This is a genomic window from Marinobacter sp. GH_1 (assembly GCF_048595985.1).
In the GTDB taxonomy this organism is placed as follows: domain Bacteria; phylum Pseudomonadota; class Gammaproteobacteria; order Pseudomonadales; family Oleiphilaceae; genus Marinobacter; species Marinobacter shengliensis.
The window spans coordinates 3294705-3313977 of record NZ_CP184460.1 but is presented as its reverse complement, the minus strand read 5'-3'; the positions used below and the strand labels follow the sequence as shown (position 1 = coordinate 3313977).

The window sequence follows — 19273 nt, the reverse complement described above, 5'->3', positions numbered from 1 at the left end:
CTCCCTGAATTTGCTCGTTTTACCCAGTCTACCTTAATCTGTGCCGATCATGAGTTGGGAGAAAAGTATGAAGGCGGTCTTTCTGGATACCCTAACCCTTGGCAGTGATGTGGATCTGTCGCCGCTAGAGCAGGTGACCGGTGGCCTGACCTGTTATGACCGAACCGCGCCCGAGCAGGTTGTGGAGCGGATTCAGGGTTTTGATACGGTGCTGGTAAACAAGGTGGTGCTGGGCAGGGAGCACTTCGACGCCTGCCCGGAGCTGAAGACGATTGCGGTGGTGGCCACGGGGCTGAACAACATTGACCGGGCGGCCGCAAAGGAGCATGGGATCACGGTGATGAACGTGACCAACTATGGCCGTTCCACGGTAGCCCAGCATACTATGGCGCTGATTCTGGCGCTGGCTACGCGGTTGCTGGATTACAACCGGGATGCCCGAAACGGCACCTGGGGCAAGAGTGATATGTTCTGCCTGATGGACTACCCGATTATGGAGCTGGAGGGCAAAACCCTGGGCATTGTCGGCTATGGCGACCTGGGCCAGGGCGTGGCGGAACGGGCAAAGGCCTTTGGTATGAACATTGTGCTGGGTTGTCGGCCGGGTCAGCAGCCCGGGGAGGTCGATGGCTATTCCCGGGTTCCGCTGGACGACCTGTTGGCGCAGGCCGACGTACTGTCTCTGCACTGCCTGCTGACCAATGACACCCGGAATATGATTGGTGAGCGGGAACTGGGGTTGATGAAACCCACAGCGCTGCTGGTCAACACCAGCCGGGGAGGTCTCGTAGATGAAGCGGCGTTGGCGAACGCCCTGCGCAACGGTCAGATCGCCGGGGCTGGCTTTGATGTGTTGACTGAGGAGCCGCCACGTAACGGGAATCCACTGCTGGCAAGGGACATTCCGAACCTGATTCTCACTCCCCACTCCGCCTGGGCCAGTCGTGAGGCCCGTCAGCGGATTGTGGAGATCACTGCGGGCAATCTTGCACGGTAGGTTCCTGCAGGGGGCGGAGAACTTACGCCCCCTCGTTCACCCCTTGGATTATGGCAGGTGTATGACGCGATCGTTGACGTAATCTGCTCTCATGGCGCAAAACCCGAATAACAACAAAAGGGCTATGCGCGATGATCCGAACCACTCTGGCAGTGTTGGTCTGCCTGTTTTTCCAATCCCATGCCGTGCAGGCGTTTGAACGCGGCGAACTGCTGATCTGGATAAATTCCGACAAGGGGTATCAGGGGCTTGCCGAAGTCGGCAAGCGCTTTGAGGTCGCAACCGGCGTGCCCGTGACCGTTGAAACGCCAGATGACCTCACCACCCAGTATGATCACTATGGTTACACTGCCAAGGCGCCCGATATCATCATCTGGCCCCATGACCGTTTTGGTAGCTGGATTAATGAAGGCCACCTTGCGGCTATTGAACCTTCCCGCGCTGTCCGTGACGAGATTGCCCCATTTGCCTGGCAGTCGGTGTCGGTTGGTGAACGGGTCTACGGGTACCCTATCGCCATGGAGGTGGTGAGCCTGCTCTACAACCGGGACCTGGTGTCCGAACCGCCGACCACTCTGGAGCAGGTGGCAGAGGTACACCGACAATTGGCCGGCAAGGATATCCAGGGCATCGCCTGGGATTATCGCAATGTCTATTTTTCCTGGCCGATCTTTGCCGGTTCCGGCGGCTACAGTTTTGGTGTTGATGACTACGTATACAACCTGTCTGATGTGGGGGTCGCCACAGACGGTGCGATTCGCGCCGTGGCCGGCATTCGCGGGCTATTGGAACAGGGGGTGCTGGCACGGGATACCGACTATGGAACCATGATGGAAGGCTTCAAGGCCGGAAAGGTGGCCATGATCATCAATGGTCCCTGGGCCTGGAGCGAGCTACGGGCCTCCGGGATCGATGTCGGTATCGCCGATGTGCCCACAGTGGAGGGCACAGTGGGCCGGCCGTTCGTGGGGGTGTTGGCTGCAGGCATCAGTGCGGTTTCCACGAATCAGGATCTTGCCCGGCAATTTATTGAGGATTATCTGCTGACGGAGGAGGGGCTTCACGCAGTCAATGATGACAAACCACTGGGAGCGGTCGCCCACCTTGAGGTGGTGAAGACGCTGAGTCAGGACCCATTTATCGATCACACCTTCCGGTCGGCCCGTGGTGGCGAAATTATGCCCAATATTCCCGAAATGAAACGCTTCTGGGACCTGATGACGCGCCGCTTCTCGACCATGCTGGAAGGCGATGCGCCGATTCGCCCAACCCTCAGCCAGGCAGCTGTCCGCCTGCAGCGGCTGGACGAAATGCGGGGATGGACGCGCCGGCACTACGTTGCCAACTAACCAGGGACTGGATTGCTGCGAGCGGTTGGCACCAGCGTGCCGGCCTGGCAAGGATGCGGCGCCACTATAATCCCCTTGTTTACTGGCTTTCGGCTGATAAGCTGTAGAAAACACTGACAAGCAGGATCTTGCGTGGCATCAATTCAAACCAAAGAGCGGCTTCAGGCGGCGGAGAAGTGGATTCTCGCCAACCCCAATCCACCCCAGAAGTGGCCCTGGACCTGGCTCTATAAAACCGGGCGTTCTGTGTATGCCGTGGCTAGGGATGTCATCAGCGGGCAGCTGACCCTTCACGCCATGAGCCTGGTCTACACCACCTTGCTAAGCATTGTGCCCTTGCTGGCTCTGAGCTTTTCGGTGCTTAAAGCGATGGGTGTGCACCAGCGCATGGAGCCCTTGCTATACCAGTTTTTTGAGCCGATGGGCCCCCAGGGCATGGAGGTTGCAGAGCGCATCCTGGGTTTTGTCGATAACATGAGAGTTGGCGTGTTGGGCTCTGTTGGTCTGGCACTGCTGGTGTACACCGTCATTTCGCTGGTCCAGAAAATCGAACGTTCGTTCAACATGATCTGGCGCGTGCCCGAGATGCGATCCATGGCCCAGCGCTTCAGCAACTATCTGAGCGTGATCATGGTTGGCCCACTGCTGATGGTGTCGGCCATTGGTGTGACCGCCACCATTTTTTCATCCCACGTGGTGCAGCGGTTCATGGAGATTGAGCCGTTCGGTTCTTTGATTGTGATGGTAAGCCGCTTTACCCCATTTTTCCTGGTGGTGGGGGCCTTCACGTTTGTCTATGTGTTCATCCCCAATACCCGCGTGAAGCTGCGTTATGCGTTTATTGCTGGTCTGGTGGCGGGTGTTTCCTGGCAGGCGGCGGGTATGCTGTTTGCGTCCTTCGTAGCCAATTCGACCAAGTACGCGGCAATATATTCGGGCTTCGCGGTGGGCATAATCCTGCTGATATGGACCTACCTGAACTGGATGATCCTGCTGCTCGGCGCCAGCCTGGCCTTTTACATGCAGAATCCGGGGTCTGTGGCCAAGCGTCAGAACGTGCAGCTGGCTCCGGAGTTGCAGGAGCGGGTGGGCCTGGCGTTGATGTGGATGGTGGCCAAGCCGTTCAGCCTGGGGCAGCCAGCACCGCAGCAAGAGGCGCTGGAATATGATCTGCGTGTACCTGGGGAGGTCACACGGAGCATCAGTGACAAGCTGATTCGCGCCGGCCTGTTGAGTCTGGCGGGGCGTAATGGTGATCAATTGGTACCCGGCAAGGCATTGCACCTTATCACGGTTGGAAGCGTCCTTCAGACCATCCGCCGGGATGAGGACCGGGTTGTTGACCGCCTTCCAAGCAGTGCCATGCCGGTGCAGCTGAGAGATCTGGTGGGCCACCGGGAAGATGTCAGTTTTGCGGAGTTGCTGGCTGGCGGGGAAGATTCCCAAGACAGCGCCAAGGATGCTTCGACGGTGTCAGGCGTCGGCTTTTGAGCTTTTGCCTTCCTGCAGCATTCTGACAACGGCCTTGCGCACAGGGGTAACCTGCTCCGGTGTCAGGTGCACGATCTGAGCCAGCTTGTCTTCCGGCAGGTTGCGTTGGCGGGCATGGCGCAGCACTTCACGGGTGCCCAACAACAAACCATCGGTGAGCGCTGAGTGTGCCTGCCTGGGCGCCGGGCGCTCTGCCGAGAGCAGCCAGGCATGATACTTCGGCGGCAGGTTCCAGACATTGGCCAGCAGCTGGCAGGCGGTCCATTGATGGCGGATCAGGGCTATCCTCAGAACTGCTGGCTCTGGCTCGCTGCCCGTATTCTGTGTCCGGCAGATGCGTCCCAGTTCCCGACGAATGGTGATATAGGCAAGTGCCGGTAGCAGTCCCACCATGAAATGGGCACTGGTGTCGTCGCGGTGAATGCGGGCAATCAATTCTGCGGATCTGGCGCAGGTAAGCCCCCAGCGCCAGGCCCGCTGGGCAAACAGGGCTTCCCGACTGTTTCTTGCAGCCATCATCGGGCGCATAACGGCTGCTGAAATGACGTTACGGATGCCATCCAGCCCTAAGACAAACACCGCTTGATCCACTGACTCTATGGTGTTGTCACCGGGCCGGAAGTAGGGGCTGTTGGCTACCTGAAGGAGTTGGTCTGTGAGCGACGGGTCACTCAGGATGATGTCGGTAATCTGCTTGCGGTCGGTCGTTTCGTTAGACAGCGCCCGCATCAGCATGGGCAGGCTGCCGGGCCTGCGCGGTAGCTCTTCCATTTCACTGGAGCGCAGGCGGCGCTCCAGCTCGGCCAGTATTTGTTCTGCCCCGGCGGGTTCGGACCGGAGCATAGCGGGAGAGGCGTCAAGCAGCCAGCAGAACAGGTGGTCTTCCAGTTGTTTGACAACCACGGCGTCTGACGCGTGTTGTTCGGGGCTGTGACTTTGCGCCGGGTTAAACAGGCGTGTCTCGGTGGCAGCCGCGGCTGGTGGCGGCGTTGCAAACAAGCCTGATATCCAGGAAAAAAAGCCCGGCATCCATTGCCTCCGGTTTAACGTGTATTTAAAAGTGACCGTTCACCGGTTCAGTATAGTTGCGTTACGCAACCCTGCACAGCCTTGCGTGGCTTCAGAAGAAGGCTTCTCCAAACACGAATACCAGTTGGCACACACCGGCGACGAAGCCCAGGAAAGCCCCAACCAGAATCAGTTTGATTTCGTCTTCCTGGAAACAGGGGCGTAGCAGGTCCTGGAACTCTTCCGATGACAGCGCAATCATCCGCTCAACCATGATCGATTCCACTGCGCGGGCACGGTCCTGCTCGAACACCGGGTTGTTGAAGGAGCTCTGGGAGATCTGGATGGCTTTCTCGCCCACCTGGTTTTTCAGGGTGGCAAAGCCGGTGGGGCCGAAGGCCATCTGGGTCAGCGCCTTGCCCATGCCGGCGGTTTCATCCACCAGGGGTTTGATGTGTTTCTTGACCATGTTGCGGGCCCGCCCGCCCTTGGGGCCTTCAAGGATGGAGTTGATGATGTTGCCCACGGTGAGAATTTCATGGGTCACGATGTGACAGAAAGACTCGGCAACTTCTGGCTGGCGCTTGAGAAACAGGCCCTGGAGCCGAAGTGGGCCGACTTTGTGTTCATGAAGCGGTCGGAAGATCACGTTCAGGGCAATCCAGTTGGTGGCCCAACCGACCAGAAGGCCGAACAGGGGCAGTACCCAGATGGCGGGGTAAAAGTACCAGACGGCCATCTGGATCAGGCCGAACAGGAAACCGAAGTAGAGACCCGAGTTGATGATGAAACGGAACTCTACGTCGCCGCATTCAAGGAAAATGCGGTTAAGCAGTTTTTTGTCCCGGGCCAGGCGTTCGATGACCATGCCTTTGATGTCCAGCAGGTCTTCGATGTTGTCTGAGATGTCGTCAACCAGGTTGTCTACCAGTTGTGGTGTGGACTTTCGAACCCTGTCGTAGACCATTTTGCGGGCGGATGCTGGCAGGTTTTCCCAGAAGGTGGGGTATTCCCGGAGCATGAGTTCGTCTACGTATTCTTCGATGCGTGGGTCGACGGTGTAGATGATGTGGGCGGCCAGGACTTTGGGGTCGATCTGGTCGAAGATTTCCTGGACGGTGCCGATTTTGGAGATGGTGGCATCGACGCTGATGGCGGCCATTTTCCGTGCTTTGGAGGGGATGATGCCTTGCCAGCCCAGGAGTGGTGGTTTACCAATGAATTCCAGGGGGTAGAAGGTCATTTTGATGGCGAGCCAGTTGGTGCTCCAGCCGATCAGGGCCGCTATCACGGGGATGCTGAGGTATTGCCAAAACTCTGGATTGGTAAGTAGGTCTGTCATCCTGGGCTCGCGAATCTATTTATTTTTACCTGGTCCTTGGTGCCCGGCAGCTGGTTGCGGAGAGGCTTTCCAAAACACGCTGTGAATACGTCCTTGTACGCTCCGCTCCGCCATCCATGGCTCCGCAGGGTTTTGGAAAGCCTCTCCGCAACCAGCTGCGCCAACATCGGCAATGGCTTCAGGCTTTTTGTCAGACAAGGATAATGTTAGCCGCCGCCAGATCTGTCAATGACTGCGACGCCCGCAGGTTTGCCAATCAGGGCCACAAACCTCAGCTGCCGATGTCTCCCCACAGCCACTGGCACAGAGCAATGGCTGCAACTGGGGCGGTTTCGGTGCGCAATACTCGGGGGCCAAGGGCCACGGGCAGAAAGCCGTTTTTTTCTGCCAGGTTGATTTCATCGGCGGTCAAACCACCCTCCGGGCCGATCATCAGGGCAACGCTGCCCGGCTTGGTGAGGGTGTTCAACGACTGCTCGGTGCGGTGGTGGAGTACCAGTCGCAGGTCGGCTGTCTGGCTGTATTGCAGCCATTCGGCAACGGTCATTACTGGCAATATGTTCGGTACCCGCGCCCGGCCGCATTGTTCGGCAGCGCTGATGGCGACTTGTTGCCAGTGGCGCAGGCGTTTTTCTTCCCGGTCGCCTTTGAGTTTTACATCGGAGCGTTCGGTGGTCAGGGGCACGATGGTGGTGGCGCCTATTTCGACCGCTTTCTGCACCGCGTAATCCATCCGGTCGCCCTTGGACAATGTCTGGCCCAGGATGATGTTCAGGGGAGATTCGGTGTTGTTGGTTTCAGCACCAGTTATTTCCACCTGGACGTTTTTCTTGCCGGCCTGGGTGATGGTGGCGGTGTAGTCCTGGCCATCGCCGTTGAACAGGCGTAACTCCTGGCCTGGCTGCATGCGCAGTACCCGGCCCACGTGGTTGGCGGCGTTTTCGTCAAGCTCGCAGAGGCTGCCCGCCTGGAGCGGGCTGTCTGTGAATATCCTGGGTATGCGCATGGGCCGCCCTCAGCCTTTTACCGCGATGCCGATGCCTTCGGTCGCTACCTGTGCCAGGTGGCGTATCTGGTCTTCGGTGATGACATACGGGGGCATGAAGTACACCACGTTGCCCAGCGGCCGCAGCAGTGCCTGGCGGGTGAGGGCATGCTGGTAGACTTTCAGGCCCCGGCGTTCCTGCCAGGGGAACGGGGTTTTGCTGGCTTTGTCTTTGACCATTTCGATGGCCAGTGTCATGCCGTGCTGGCGGATGTCACCGACGTTGGGGTGGTCGGCCAGGTGGGCGACGGATTCGGCCATGCAGCGGGACAGTTGGCGGTTGTTCTCGATGACGTTTTCGTCTCGGAAGATGTCCAGGGTGGCCAGGGCGACGGCGCAGCCGATGGGGTTGCCGGTGTAGCTGTGGCTGTGCAGGAAGGCGCGCAGGGTTTCGTAGTCGTCGTAGAAGGCGTTGTACACCGTTTCCGTGGTCAGTACGGCGGACAACGGCAGGTAGCCAGCGGTAAGGCCCTTGGACAGGCACATGAAATCCGGGGTAATGCCGGATTGTTCACAGGCGAACAGGGTGCCGGTGCGGCCAAAGCCCACGGCGATCTCGTCGGCAATCAGGTGTACGTTGTAGCGGTCGCAGGCTTCCCGCAGTTTGGTGTGGTAAATCGGGTGATGCATGCGCATGCCGCCGGCGCACTGGATCAGGGGCTCGACCACCACAGCGCAGATTTCATCGTGGCGTTCGGCCAGCAGTTTTTCCATGGCCTCGAACTGGCGCAGGGCGTAGTCTTCGTCGGTTTCACCCGGTTCCTTGTTGTAGGCATCCGGGGAGGGGGCAGTAAGTACCTCCATCAGCAGCGGCTGATAGGTGTCTTTATAGAGCGCCACATCACCGAGTGCCAGTGCGCCCAGGGTTTCGCCGTGGTAGCTGTTGCTGAGATTGACGAAGTTTTTCTTGCCGGGCTGGCCCAGGTTTTTCCAGTAGTGGTAGCTCATCTTCAGGGCGGCTTCGATGGCGGATGAACCGTTATCCGCGTAGAAACACTTGCTGAGCCCTTCCGGTGTGACTTCGATCAGGCGTTCAGACAGGTTGACCACCGGTTCATGGGTAAAGCCCGCCAGAATCACGTGTTCCAGCTGGCCAATCTGTTCCTGGATAGCGGAGTTGATGCGCGGGTTGGCATGGCCGAACAGGTTCACCCACCACGAACTGACCGCATCGATATACCGGTTGCTCTCGAAGTCTTCCAACCACACGCCTTCGCCGCGCTTGATGGGAATCAGCGGCAGGCTTTCGTGGTCTTTCATCTGGGTGCAGGGGTGCCACACGGATTTGAGGTCCCGTGCGACCAGATCAGCATTGCGCATCGTGTTCTCCTGTCGTCCCGGCTGGGGCATTTTGTTTGAGACCGCCCATGATACTTCCCGGAACGCTCGGTTAACAGCGCCTGGGTGTGACCCAGAACAGCGGTGGCGTGTGAACCAGTCGGATGGCTTCCATGCCAGAAACGCTCGCTCGGGCGGCCAATGTGAGGATGGCCGGCTAAAGCAACAATGAATTCAACACAACAGGAGGCGATTATGGAGCTGACTCTGGAGCATCCCTATGAGGTAGGGCTGGATCACATCATCGAACGGTTCTTCAGTGAGCATCACATTATTGAAAAGAACGAGAAGCTCGGTTCCCGGAACCTTCGTGTCGCTGAGCTGCAACGGGACGATGCTGCAGCCAAGCTGGTCATTGAGCGGGAAATGATGGCCTCAGCCCCGGTACCGGGCATGCTGGCGAGCTTTCATCGGGAGTGGAACCGGGTGCGCCAGGAAGAGCACTGGTTCAAGAAAGACGATGGCGAGTGGCACTGCGAGTTTCGGGTAAGGATTGATGGGGTGCCAGCTCGAATCAAGGGCATTATGCGTTTGCTGGGCAATGGTAATCGCTGCATCAACTACGTGAACCTGTCTGTTCACTGCGATGTGCCTTTCCTGGGAAAAAAGGTCGCCAAGTTCCTGGCCGAGGACTCCCACGCAAAGATTGAGCGGGAGTATGAGGTTACCCGGCAGTTGTTGTGACCTTCCAGTATCCGTTTGGATGCGGGTTGGCGCCCTGATCAGCGCGCCAACCGCTCCCAAATGGTAACCTCAGACAGGGTGTGCTGAAACTTGTGCTGTGTCTCACGGATGACGAACGGCACTTTCCGAGGCTCCCCGATCATTTTGAAGTGTTTGCCGAGGTGCTCTTTTAACCCATCCAGGGTGGTGTGGTTTTCGCCGTCTTTCTTGTATCCGCCAATCCACTCCTCTTTTGGTGTGTGCTCCTCCAGCCAGGTGTAGGGTGAGGCAATCACCAGCAGCCCGCCGTCGTTGATGCGTTCGTGAATGTTGTCCAGGAAGCGTCGCGGCTTGTACAAGCGATCAATCAGGTTGGCCGCCAGTACAAGGTCGTAACCGGTAAACTGGGGTTTCAGGTTACAGGCATCACCCTGATGAAATGACACCCGTCTCGCCGTGCTCTCCAATCCGAGGTCTTTGAGCGCCCGGGTGTGGTAGCTGACCAGCTCACCCTCTTCTGCCAATGCGTAGCGAATGGACTCTTGTTCGGCCATCTCTACGCCAAGACGTATGAAATTGGCTGAAAAATCGACGCCTTCCACCGTTTGGAAAACGTTCGCCAGTTCAAAGCTGGAGCGACCGCAGGCGCAGCCTAGGTCCAGTGCTTTGCCCGCTGGCTTGCCTGCCATCGCCTCAAGCGCAAGCGCAGCGATGGCTTTCGGGAAGTTCTCGACACCAAACCAGCTGTCGCCAAAGTGGAATTCGGCATACTCGGTGAGCAAGCGGTCGCTCTCGTAATAGGCATTGGGCTGAACGGCCTCGGCTTGCGAGGCGATGTACCGGAACCCGGCATGTTGGAAAAAATGCCGTCTGAAAGCGTAGCGGGCTGCCAGTCTTGCTTCGTTACCGCAGGAAATCCAGGAGCCGCCTTTGATCAGATTGTGCTGACCATCAAAGGTCGGCGTTGTGAAATCGTCGTAAAGCGGGTGTACCTTGAAGTCGTCAAACGGGTAGGTGGGGGTTTCGGTCCACTGCCACACGTTACCGATTACATCAAACCACTCTCCGTGCCGGAACCTGGTTACCGGGCAAGACGACGCGCCATGGTCAAGGTGCAGGTTGCCACTGGCAGGTTCTTCACCCACTTCAGACACGCCGGCTACCGAACACAACCGATACCATTCATCCTCCGTGGGCAGGCGAATGGGTTGGCCGGTCTGTTCCCGCTTCCATTCACAAAAAGCCTTGGCCTCGTGGTAGTTGACCTCAACTGGCCAATCCCAGGGCATTTCGACCTCTTGCGTCATCAAGCGCAGATGCCAACCGTTTCGCCAACACCAGAAGGTCGGGTGTTTGGCTTTGGTGAACTGCCGCCATGAGAGTCCTTCTTCGCTCCAATGCCGGTCCTGTTGGTAACCACCTGCTTCAACGAATTCCAGAAACTCCTGATTGCTGACCAGATACTGGCTGGCTTTGAATTCGCTCACTTGCGCGTGATGATGGCCGTATTCGTTGTCCCAGCCGTACCAGGGGTCGTTGTAGGACTTGCCAATGCGAACCTCACCGGCGGGAACCGTGATCAGCGTATTTTCGGGCGCCTCGCCAGTCTCCTGAATCGGCGCCCATTCCGGTTGTGGCTGCACTCGGGCAAGGTCGTGCTGACGGATCAGTACTGATGATGTTTCAAGATGGATGCGTTCATGCTCAACCCCCATCAATATTGGCCACCAGGGGCTTTCCCAGTTGATCGGGAGGGTTAACGGTAACGAGTCGATGAGCGCCAGTACGGCAGAGCGGACCTTCGCCCGGTACTCCATGACCTCTTCCACACTTGGCCAGTCATAGTGATCGTCGTTCAGATCGTCCCAGCTCATTTCGTCCACGCCGACAGCGAAGACGGATTCCATGCGCGGATCAATCCTCTCCGGCAGCAGCTTGGCCAGAACCAGTTTGTTGATAAAGAATGTTGCGGTATGACCCAGGTAAAAAATAAGGGGGTGTCGCAGAGGGATGGATTTCTGAAAATATCCGGCATCATCGGCCAGGCAGCTGAACAACCGAGTGTAGACATCGAACGTGTTGGTGAAATACGCCGCAATCTCTGCACGCTTGTCGCTTGGTGAGCCTTCGTCGAGTTTGGGGGTTCTGAGTAGCTTTGGTAATGATCCGGAAGGTCCGCTGAGTTGAGTGGCGGTTTTCTCTTTTTGAGTTGGTGAGTGCATCTTCAGACAGTTCCCTTAGCGTGTTTTATAACTTCCAATACGACCGTCTTTGACATTGTGGTTCATTCCCACGTGACAAAGTAGCACATGGAAAGTCGGTTACGTTGTGATGCCTTTTCTCCATAGCCGCGTACTTAGTAGCTGATCCGTGCAAGATCGCGAATTTTCCTGTAGCCTGCGCGGCTTTTTTCTCGAGAGGCATCACTCATGAAAGCGACATCATCCGGTCCCGAGATACGGGACAAATCCAGCGCCCTGGCCGACAGTGATCCGGTGGTTCTGATCCTTACCATCGGTTTTATCCTGTTCTTTGTCGGGGCCTCAATCGTCAACAGCGAATCTGTGGCCAGTGTTATTGGTGCCGGTTTCACCTGGACAGCAAAGTATCTGGGTTCCTTTTTTCAGTTACTTCTGCTGCTGACATTCTTCGTTGCCATCGGAACGGCGCTCAGTCGCGCCGGGGCTGCGCGGGTAGGAGGCCTGGATCGGCCTCAGATTGGTCGCTTTCGCTGGTTATCTATGATCATGTGTACCTTGCTGGCCGGTGGCGGCGTGTTCTTTGCCGCCGGTGAGCCGGTGTATCATTTTGTGGTGACGCCCCCGGCGTTTAGTACCGAGGCGGGGACTGCGGCGGCAGTCGCACCGGCCATGGCGCAGGCGTTTACTCACTGGGGCTTTTTGGCCTGGGCGGTGCTCGGTTCGCTGACAGCTCTGGTTCTGACCAGAGCCCACTATGATCAGGGCAAGCCACTGCAGCCCCGCACATTGTTGTATCCGGTGTTTGGCGAGAAGGTTATCCAGGGACGCCTTGGCGGCATCGTTGATGCGTTTTGTGTGATTGCGGTGGTGGCGGGCACCGTTGGGCCGATAGGCTTTCTTGCCACGCAGATGAGCTTTGGTCTGCACGAGTTGTTTGGCGTGACCGACGGCTATGGCACGCAGCTGACCGTGCTGATTGTACTGGCGGGCGTTTACATGACGTCCGCGATGACCGGGCTACACAAAGGCATCCAGTTGCTCAGCCGTTTTAACGTGTTGCTTGCGCTGGCCATTGCGGCGGTCATTTTTATCTTTGGCCCGACGTTGTTCCTGGCAAACACCTATACCCAGTCTATGGGTGAATATGTCACGTCATTTTTCGCCATGGCCACCATAACTGCGCAAACGGCGCCAGACTGGTGGATGAAATGGTGGACCGTGTTTTTCTTCGCCTGGTTCATCGGCTACACACCGTTGATGGCCGTTTTTGTCGCAAGGATTTCCCGTGGGCGGACCGTGCGGGAAATGATTCTTGCCGTGGCTTTGCTGGCGCCGATCGCTACGACTATCTGGTTCACCCTGTTGGGCGGTTCCGGTATCTATCACCAGTTGGCCGGCACCTTTGACCTCACCGATGCGCTGAACAGTTTCCGCTTTGATGTTGCCACTCTGACCGTCGCTCAGGCGTTGCCCGGCGGCACCTGGATGGCCGCAGCAATTCTTTTGCTTACCACCATTTTTGTTGCTACTACCGGCGATTCCATGAGTTACGCCATTGCCATGGTCGGTGCGGGTCACGATGAGCCCAGCCCCTGGATTCGGGTATTCTGGGGAGGCGCGATGGCGCTGATGGCCGCCATTCTGCTGTATATGGGTGCTGGTCAGATCGGGGTGCTTCAACAGTTTATTGTGCTCACAGCCATACCGGTTTCCCTGATTATCCTGCCTTCACTCTGGACCGGGCCTAAAGCTGCAATGGCTATGGCGAGGGAACAAGGGCTGGTGTAGTCTCAGGTTCAGATTAGGCAAGAACAACAATCGACAACTCAAGGACTCACTGGTTATGTCTGCACAAACTGTCTGGATTACCGGAGCTTCCTCCGGCATTGGTGAGGCGCTCGCCCTGCGATATGCAAAAGAGGGTGCGCGTTTGGTGTTATCGGCGCGGCGAGCAAGTGAACTGGAGCGAGTCGCGAGCCGTTGCCGGGAGGCCGGTTTGGCTGCTGATGACGTCCTTGTGCTCCCGCTGGATGTCACCGATTGGGCCTCGTTGCCCACGGCGGTACAGACGGTTCTGGATACTTTCGAAACCATTGATCTTCTGGTTAACAACGCCGGTGTGTCTCAACGCTCTTTGTGCAAAGACACCGATATGTCGGTCTATCAGAAACTGATGGATGTGGATGTGATGGGCCAGATTGCACTCACCAAGGCCGTACTGCCCCTCATGCTGGAGCGCGGTTCCGGCCACTTGGCGGTCACCTCCAGTGTGGCCGGCAAAGTCGGTGCCCCCATGAGAACCGGATATTGCGCCGCCAAGCATGCGGTGATGGGCTTTTTTGATGCCCTTCGTGCGGAAGTGGAAGGCGAGGGTGTTCAGGTTTCCACCATCACGCCGGGCTTCATTCGCACGGATATTTCCCGTAATGCCTTGGCCGGTGATGGCTCTGCCTATGGTGAGGAAGATGCCGACATTGCCGGTGGCATGGACGTAAACGAATGTGCTGAGGTGATCTTCAAAGGGCTTCAAGCGAAAAAGCGTGAAATCCCGGTAGGCAAGGGCAAGGAAATGGCGGCGCTCTGGGTCAAGCGGCTGTCGCCGGAATTGCTGTTCCGCCTGGCCAGAGCGTGATGGCTGGCCTCGGTAAGCCTTAGACAACTACCGAGACCAAAAGAACCGGGTGCGAGGCGGTCAGTGCGCCAGCACCCGTGACAGAAATGCCTGGGTACGCTCGTTCTGGGGATTGTCGAAGACATCGTCGGGCCTGCCTTCCTCGACAATCTGGCCTTCATGAATGTAGATCACCCGGTCTGCGACTTCCCGGGCAAATCCCATCTCGTGGGTAACCACCATCATGGTCATCCCCTCCTTGGCCAGTTCCCGCATGACATCCAGCACCTCCCCGATCATTTCCGGGTCCAGCGCCGAGGTAGGTTCGTCGAACAGCATCAATCGGGGTTCCATGGCGAGGGCCCGGGCGATGGCTACCCGTTGCTGCTGGCCACCCGACAACTGGCTGGGGTATTTGTCGGCCTGGTTGCCGATGCCCACTCTGTCCAGCAAGCGCTCTGCGGTGGCGTTGGCCACTACCTGGGACGCCTTTTTGACTTTCATGGGGGCCAGCATGATGTTCTTTCGTACCGTCAGGTGAGGGAACAGATTGAACTGCTGGAACACCATGCCCACTTCCTTGCGTATTTCCGACAATGCCTGCTGGTTGCCACCTTTGGGCGCGAGTTTCTGGTTATCTACTTCCAGGACGCCGGATTCATATTCTTCAAGGCCGTTCACACAGCGGATCAAAGTGGACTTGCCGGAGCCGCTGGCACCGATAATCACCACTACTTCTCCCTGCTCGACGGTAAGGTCAATATCCTTGAGGACATGCAGTTTGCCGAAGTACTTGTTCATGCCCTTCATTTTCACAATCTGAGTCATTTGTCGGGCTCCTTCAGACAGACGCTACGCCACGGCGCTCAAGCAAACGCAGGAGCAGGGACAGAGTTAAGGTGATGGCCAGGTACATGAGCGCCACCACGAAATACACCTCGAACGCGGTAAACGTGTTGGCAATGTACACCTGCCCCTGGCGGACCAGTTCACCTACGCCGATGACAGAAAACAGGGACGTGTCTTTGATGCTGACAATGCCCTGGTTGCCCAATGGCGGAATCATGCGCCGGAACGCCTGGGGCCAGATGATGGACCAGAAGGTCTGGGTTCTTGAGAGACCGAGCGACAGGCCGGCTTCGGTCTGGCCTTTGTCGATGGACTGCACGCCACCGCGCACCACTTCGGAAATATAAGCGCCGGAATTGAGTGCGATGGCTGCAATGCCAGCGGTGAGTGGGTCGATGGGCCCACCGATCAGGTCTGGCAGGCCGTAGAAAATAAACAGGACCTGAACCAGAATCGGCGTGCCACGAAAAATCTCGATGTAGGCAATGGCTGGCCAGCGCAGGAACCAGCTTTTGTTGATGCTCAGCAAACCGAACAGGATGCCCAGCACAAAGCCAATGGCCAGGCCGCCAAAGGAAATCATCAGAGTGTAGGGGATGCCTTTGGCCAGAAATGGAATGGCATGGATTGCTGCCTGCCAGTCAAACTGAAACTGGAATTCCACAGTGTGAGTCTCCGTTGAGTTGGGAGGAACCGGTCAGGGCGTTGTACGCCCTGACCAGAACGGATGGCGGGTTACTTGTCTTCAGGCATGGGGCCAAACCATTTTTCATAAATGGCCTTGTAGGTGCCGTCCTCTTTAATAGAAGCCAGTGCTTCATTGACCGGGCCAACCCATTGGCTGCCCTTCTTCAGGGCGATACCGTACTGCTGGCCTTCATAAAGCTGGCCGACGGTTTTCACCCGACCTTCGCCACGGGTGCTGGCAAAGTAGCCTACGTTGGGGGCATCGTAGAACACTGCATCAATGGCACGGGACATCAGCGCCATATACATATCGGAGCTGCCCGGGTACGGCGTCACACCGCCATTGTTATCCAGGTTCTGCATCAGGAAGTCGTAACTGGTGCTGCCGATCTTGGTGCCAACTTTTTTGCCCTCAAGATCAGAAAGCTCATCGACATCACTGTTGTTTGCCCGCACCAGAATCCGCAGGCCTGAGTCGTAGTAGGGATCAGAGAAGTCGACAATCTGCTTGCGCTCTTCGGTGATGGTTATGCCGGCAATCGCGATATCCACGTTACCGGTTTGCAGGGCCGGGATAATGCCGTTGAAATCCATGGTCTGCAGGTTGTACTCAAAGCCCGCGCGCTCGGCCACCTCAGAGATGATATCCATGTCGAAACCGATCATCTCGCCGGTTTCCTGGTCCATCATTTCAAAGGGGACAAAACTGGGGTCGGTCACCACTCGGAGGGTTTCTGCACTAACGGTTGACGCTGCAACCGACAATGCCAGGCCAGCGCCCAGTGTTTTCAGCCATTTCGTGCTCATGTGTTCTCCTTTCTGTTTTTTGTGCTCCGTTTGCCCGGTAAGGCAATCCGCACAGGTAACCGCTTTTAGCGCATGCCTTGCGGGGAGCGTTGATGGGAATACATCAGATACAGGTTAGACCAGAAAACGAGGATTTGCAGAAAATCAGTTGGTTATAGCGGCAGGAGGATAAAACGAAAGCCCTCTGCAGAGGTGCAGAGGGCTTCGGGGAGCAGATCAGAAAGCGATCTTCTCCCGGTCGCTGATGCCCAGATTCTTCCAGATGGAGATACTGGGTTCAGCCTGGTTCAGGGTGTAGAAGTGCAGCCCGGGCGCCCCGGCTTTCAGCAGCTTTTCGCACATCTCGGTGACCACTTCTTCGCCGAACTTGCGGATGCTGTCGGTGTCGTCGCCGTAGGCTTCGAGTTGCTTGCGGATCCAGCGAGGGATTTCCGCGCCGCACATATCCGAGAACCGCACCAGGCTGGAGAAGTTGACGATAGGCATGATGCCCGGCACCACCGGAATGGTGACGCCCATCTTCTCCAGACGGTCGATGAAGTAGAAGTAACTGTCGGCATTGAAGAAGTACTGGGTGATGGCGCTGTTGGCACCGGCCTGTACCTTCCGTGCGAAGTTCTTCAGGTCTTCCTCGGCGTTGCGCGCCTGGGGATGAAACTCCGGGTAGGCAGCCACTTCCAGATTGAAGTGATCACCGCTGTGCTCCCGGATGAATTCCACCAGCTCGTTGGCGTAACGCAGCTCACCGGAAGCGCCCATGCCCGAGGGCAAGTCGCCGCGCAGGGCGACAATCCGGTTGATGCCGTTCTCTTTATACAGATCCAGCAGCTCCCCGATCTCTGCGCGGGTACCACCCACGCAGGACAGATGCGGTGCTGTGGAAATGCCCTGCTTGTGCAGGTTCAGTACCGTTTCAATGGTGCGGTCCCGGGTGGAACCGCCGGCGCCGAAGGTGACCGAGAAGAAATCCGGGTTCACCTCGGCCAGCTGGTTGCGCACCGCCTGGAGTTTTTCCTTGCCCTGATCGGTCTTGGGCGGGAAAAACTCAAAGCTGAAACGGCGCTTGAATTGCTTCTGGGATTCCATGATCGTTTCCGCTTAGTACCTGTAGCTTTCCGGCTTGTACGGGCCTTCGACCGGCACACCGATGTATTTTGCCTGGTCCGGCGTCATCTTGGTGATCACGCCACCAAAACCTTCCACCATCGCGCGGGCCACTTCTTCGTCCAGCTGCTTGGGCAGAACCTGAACGTAAACGCCCTTGGCCTTGGACTCTTCCGGCAGGTCAGCAAACTTGCGCTCGAACAGGTACATCTGGGCCAGCACCTGGTTGGCGAAGGAGCCATCCATGATCCGAGACGGGTGACCGGTGGCGTTGCCCAGGTTCACCAGGCGGCCTTCGGACAGCAGAATCAGGTGGTCATTGGCGGCCTTGTCACGGTACACCACGTGCACCTGCGGTTTGACCTCGTCCCACTCCCAGTTCTTGCGCATGTAGGCGGTGTCGATTTCATTGTCGAAGTGGCCGATGTTGCACACTACGGCGCCGCTCTTCAGGGCCTTCAGCATGTTGGCGTCGCACACGTTGACGTTACCGGTGGTGGTTACCAGCAGGTCGGTAGTGCCCAGCAGGTCGGTGTTGATGCCCTGCTCGGTGCCGGTGTTGATGCCATCGATGTACGGAGACACCACTTCAAAGCCGTCCATGCAGGCTTGCATGGCGCAGATCGGGTCTGCTTCGGTCACTTTTACGATCATGCCTTCCTGACGCAGGGACAGGGCAGAGCCTTTACCCACGTCACCGTAACCGATCACCAGCGCCTTCTTGCCAGACAGCAGGTGGTCGGTAGCGCGCTTGATGGCATCGTTCAAGCTGTGACGACAGCCGTACTTGTTGTCGTTCTTGGACTTGGTGACCGAATCGTTCACGTTGATCGCGGGGATCTTCAGGGTGCCGTCACGCAGCATTTCCTGCAGGCGGTGTACGCCGGTGGTGGTTTCTTCGGTGACACCGTGCACGTTGTTGATGATTTCCGGGTATTCGTTATGCAGCAGCTCGGTCAGGTCGCCGCCGTCGTCCAGGATCATGTTCGGCTGCCAGCCGTCCACGTCCGCACCTACGGTGCGGTGCAGGCACCATTCGTATTCTTCGTCAGTTTCACCTTTCCACGCGAACACGGGAATGCCTTGCGCCGCGATGGCAGCTGCGGCCTGGTCCTGGGTGGAGAAGATGTTGCATGAGGACCAGCGCACGTTGGCGCCCAGCTCGACCAGTGTTTCAATCAACACGGCGGTCTGGATGGTCATGTGGATGCAGCCCATGATGTTGGCGCCTTTCAGCGGCTGCTCGGCTTTGTATTTCTCGCGCAGTTTCATCAGGGCGGGCATTTCGCCTTCGGCAATCTTGATTTCCTTGCGGCCCCAGTCGGCGAGGGTGATGTCGCGGACTTTGTAGTCTTCAAACGTGGTCAGTTTTTCTGCCGGAGTGCTCATTTGGGTGTTCTCCTGTCAGCCTTTCTCTACGGTCCCGGAACATTATCGGGTACCGCCTGTATGGGTTGCGTCGGAGATGGGGAACGTCTTTCGCGGAACCGCTACGAGCACATCCATGTGCGCTTCTCTCAGGCCATCCTTGGCCTTCGAAATTCCGCGAAAGACGTTCCCCATCTCCTCTTTCAAACTTTGGCGTATGCCGTCTCCGGTACGCCGAAATACTGAATTTGGCCTTCTTTCAGCGCCTTGCATGAAAGAGTTTTCGATAATCCCTCGCCACAAGTTCAAAAGCGGTGGTGAGGAACGTCTTTCCGGGACTATCTTTGGCCATGGATGGCCAAAGCTAAGCGCCCACGGACGGCTTGAGCGTGTCCCGGAAAGACGTTCCTTGC

General features: G+C 57.4%; 16 protein-coding genes. 6 read left to right on the top strand and 10 right to left on the bottom strand.

Annotated elements, in window-relative coordinates; all coding sequences use genetic code 11:
- Positions 1–67: 67 nt before the first annotated feature.
- The 3 genes from ACNSOI_RS15095 (at position 68) to ACNSOI_RS15085 (ending at position 3837) form a co-directional block, all read left to right on the top strand.
- Positions 68–997 (top strand): D-2-hydroxyacid dehydrogenase, encoded by a 930-nt coding sequence (locus ACNSOI_RS15095; protein WP_420194436.1) that lies wholly within the window; start codon positions 68–70, stop codon positions 995–997.
- A 131-nt stretch (positions 998–1128) separates the two neighbouring features.
- Positions 1129–2346 (top strand): maltose/maltodextrin ABC transporter substrate-binding protein MalE, encoded by a 1218-nt coding sequence (malE, locus tag ACNSOI_RS15090; RefSeq protein WP_420194435.1) that lies wholly within the window; start codon positions 1129–1131, stop codon positions 2344–2346.
- A 132-nt stretch (positions 2347–2478) separates the two neighbouring features.
- On the top strand, positions 2479–3837 hold the full coding sequence (locus tag ACNSOI_RS15085; protein WP_420194434.1) for a YihY/virulence factor BrkB family protein: 1359 nt from the start codon (positions 2479–2481) through the stop codon (positions 3835–3837).
- Here ACNSOI_RS15085 and ACNSOI_RS15080 read toward each other — a convergent pair.
- The 4 genes from ACNSOI_RS15080 to ACNSOI_RS15065 form a co-directional block, all read right to left on the bottom strand.
- A complete protein-coding gene (locus ACNSOI_RS15080) occupies positions 3820–4866 on the bottom strand; it encodes an HDOD domain-containing protein (protein WP_106694768.1) in 1047 nt (348 codons plus the stop codon). The genes ACNSOI_RS15085 and ACNSOI_RS15080 overlap by 18 nt on opposite strands.
- Before the next feature lie 91 nt (positions 4867–4957).
- Positions 4958–6187, bottom strand: coding sequence for a DUF445 domain-containing protein (locus ACNSOI_RS15075; protein ID WP_072678147.1), 1230 nt, complete (start codon positions 6185–6187; stop codon positions 4958–4960).
- A 271-nt stretch (positions 6188–6458) separates the two neighbouring features.
- Positions 6459–7193, bottom strand: coding sequence for a 16S rRNA (uracil(1498)-N(3))-methyltransferase (locus ACNSOI_RS15070; RefSeq protein ID WP_420194433.1), 735 nt, complete (start codon positions 7191–7193; stop codon positions 6459–6461).
- Between the two features lie 9 nt (positions 7194–7202).
- Positions 7203–8552 carry an adenosylmethionine--8-amino-7-oxononanoate transaminase gene (locus ACNSOI_RS15065; protein ID WP_230713812.1) on the bottom strand — a complete coding sequence of 450 codons (1350 nt, stop codon included), beginning with the start codon at positions 8550–8552 and terminating at the stop codon, positions 7203–7205.
- A gap of 213 nt (positions 8553–8765) precedes the next feature.
- On the opposite strand from ACNSOI_RS15065, the gene ACNSOI_RS15060 reads away from it, so the two are divergent.
- The gene (locus ACNSOI_RS15060) at positions 8766–9254 is read left to right on the top strand and encodes a DUF2505 domain-containing protein (protein ID WP_106694771.1); all 489 of its coding nucleotides are present in this window, start codon (positions 8766–8768) and stop codon (positions 9252–9254) included.
- A gap of 38 nt (positions 9255–9292) precedes the next feature.
- On the opposite strand, the gene ovoA is transcribed toward ACNSOI_RS15060, so the two are convergent.
- Positions 9293–11455 carry a 5-histidylcysteine sulfoxide synthase gene (gene ovoA, locus ACNSOI_RS15055; RefSeq protein WP_420194432.1) on the bottom strand — a complete coding sequence of 721 codons (2163 nt, stop codon included), beginning with the start codon at positions 11453–11455 and terminating at the stop codon, positions 9293–9295.
- Between the two features lie 207 nt (positions 11456–11662).
- Here ovoA and ACNSOI_RS15050 point away from each other — a divergent pair, with 207 nt between their 5' ends.
- Positions 11663–13222, top strand: coding sequence for a BCCT family transporter (locus tag ACNSOI_RS15050; RefSeq protein WP_420194431.1), 1560 nt, complete (start codon positions 11663–11665; stop codon positions 13220–13222).
- Positions 13223–13277: 55 nt separating this feature from the next.
- Entirely contained in the window at positions 13278–14066 is a 789-nt protein-coding gene (locus ACNSOI_RS15045; RefSeq protein ID WP_420194430.1) for an SDR family oxidoreductase, read from the top strand.
- A gap of 60 nt (positions 14067–14126) precedes the next feature.
- Here the strand turns inward: ACNSOI_RS15045 and ACNSOI_RS15040 are convergent, their stop codons facing one another.
- The 5 genes from ACNSOI_RS15040 to ahcY form a co-directional block, all read right to left on the bottom strand.
- Positions 14127–14873, bottom strand: a complete 747-nt coding sequence (locus tag ACNSOI_RS15040) for an amino acid ABC transporter ATP-binding protein (RefSeq protein WP_058092726.1) — start codon at positions 14871–14873, stop codon at positions 14127–14129.
- A gap of 13 nt (positions 14874–14886) precedes the next feature.
- Entirely contained in the window at positions 14887–15558 is a 672-nt protein-coding gene (locus tag ACNSOI_RS15035) for an amino acid ABC transporter permease (RefSeq protein ID WP_072676474.1), read from the bottom strand.
- Between the two features lie 71 nt (positions 15559–15629).
- Complete coding sequence (locus ACNSOI_RS15030) at positions 15630–16388, bottom strand: transporter substrate-binding domain-containing protein (RefSeq protein ID WP_420194429.1); 759 nt, start codon at positions 16386–16388, stop codon at positions 15630–15632.
- Positions 16389–16604: 216 nt separating this feature from the next.
- A complete protein-coding gene (gene metF, locus ACNSOI_RS15025) occupies positions 16605–17474 on the bottom strand; it encodes a methylenetetrahydrofolate reductase [NAD(P)H] (protein WP_061332605.1) in 870 nt (289 codons plus the stop codon).
- A 12-nt stretch (positions 17475–17486) separates the two neighbouring features.
- Positions 17487–18881: an adenosylhomocysteinase gene (ahcY, locus tag ACNSOI_RS15020; RefSeq protein ID WP_420194428.1), complete on the bottom strand. Its 1395-nt coding sequence runs from the start codon at positions 18879–18881 to the stop codon at positions 17487–17489.
- Positions 18882–19273 lie beyond the last annotated feature (392 nt).

Bases quoted from the DNA above. Each gene is read 5' to 3' on its own strand.
- ACNSOI_RS15095 (WP_420194436.1), top strand. From the start codon at position 68: ATGAAGGCGGTCTTTCTGGATACCCTAACCCTTGGCAGTGATGTGGAT.
- malE (WP_420194435.1), top strand. From the start codon at position 1,129: ATGATCCGAACCACTCTGGCAGTGTTGGTCTGCCTGTTTTTCCAATCC.
- ACNSOI_RS15080 (WP_106694768.1), bottom strand. From the start codon at position 4,866: ATGCCGGGCTTTTTTTCCTGGATATCAGGCTTGTTTGCAACGCCGCCA.
- ACNSOI_RS15075 (WP_072678147.1), bottom strand. From the start codon at position 6,187: ATGACAGACCTACTTACCAATCCAGAGTTTTGGCAATACCTCAGCATC.
- ACNSOI_RS15070 (WP_420194433.1), bottom strand. From the start codon at position 7,193: ATGCGCATACCCAGGATATTCACAGACAGCCCGCTCCAGGCGGGCAGC.
- ACNSOI_RS15065 (WP_230713812.1), bottom strand. From the start codon at position 8,552: ATGCGCAATGCTGATCTGGTCGCACGGGACCTCAAATCCGTGTGGCAC.
- ACNSOI_RS15060 (WP_106694771.1), top strand. From the start codon at position 8,766: ATGGAGCTGACTCTGGAGCATCCCTATGAGGTAGGGCTGGATCACATC.
- ovoA (WP_420194432.1), bottom strand. From the start codon at position 11,455: ATGCACTCACCAACTCAAAAAGAGAAAACCGCCACTCAACTCAGCGGA.
- ACNSOI_RS15050 (WP_420194431.1), top strand. From the start codon at position 11,663: ATGAAAGCGACATCATCCGGTCCCGAGATACGGGACAAATCCAGCGCC.
- ACNSOI_RS15045 (WP_420194430.1), top strand. From the start codon at position 13,278: ATGTCTGCACAAACTGTCTGGATTACCGGAGCTTCCTCCGGCATTGGT.
- ACNSOI_RS15040 (WP_058092726.1), bottom strand. From the start codon at position 14,873: ATGACTCAGATTGTGAAAATGAAGGGCATGAACAAGTACTTCGGCAAA.
- ACNSOI_RS15030 (WP_420194429.1), bottom strand. From the start codon at position 16,388: ATGAGCACGAAATGGCTGAAAACACTGGGCGCTGGCCTGGCATTGTCG.
- metF (WP_061332605.1), bottom strand. From the start codon at position 17,474: ATGGAATCCCAGAAGCAATTCAAGCGCCGTTTCAGCTTTGAGTTTTTC.
- ahcY (WP_420194428.1), bottom strand. From the start codon at position 18,881: ATGAGCACTCCGGCAGAAAAACTGACCACGTTTGAAGACTACAAAGTC.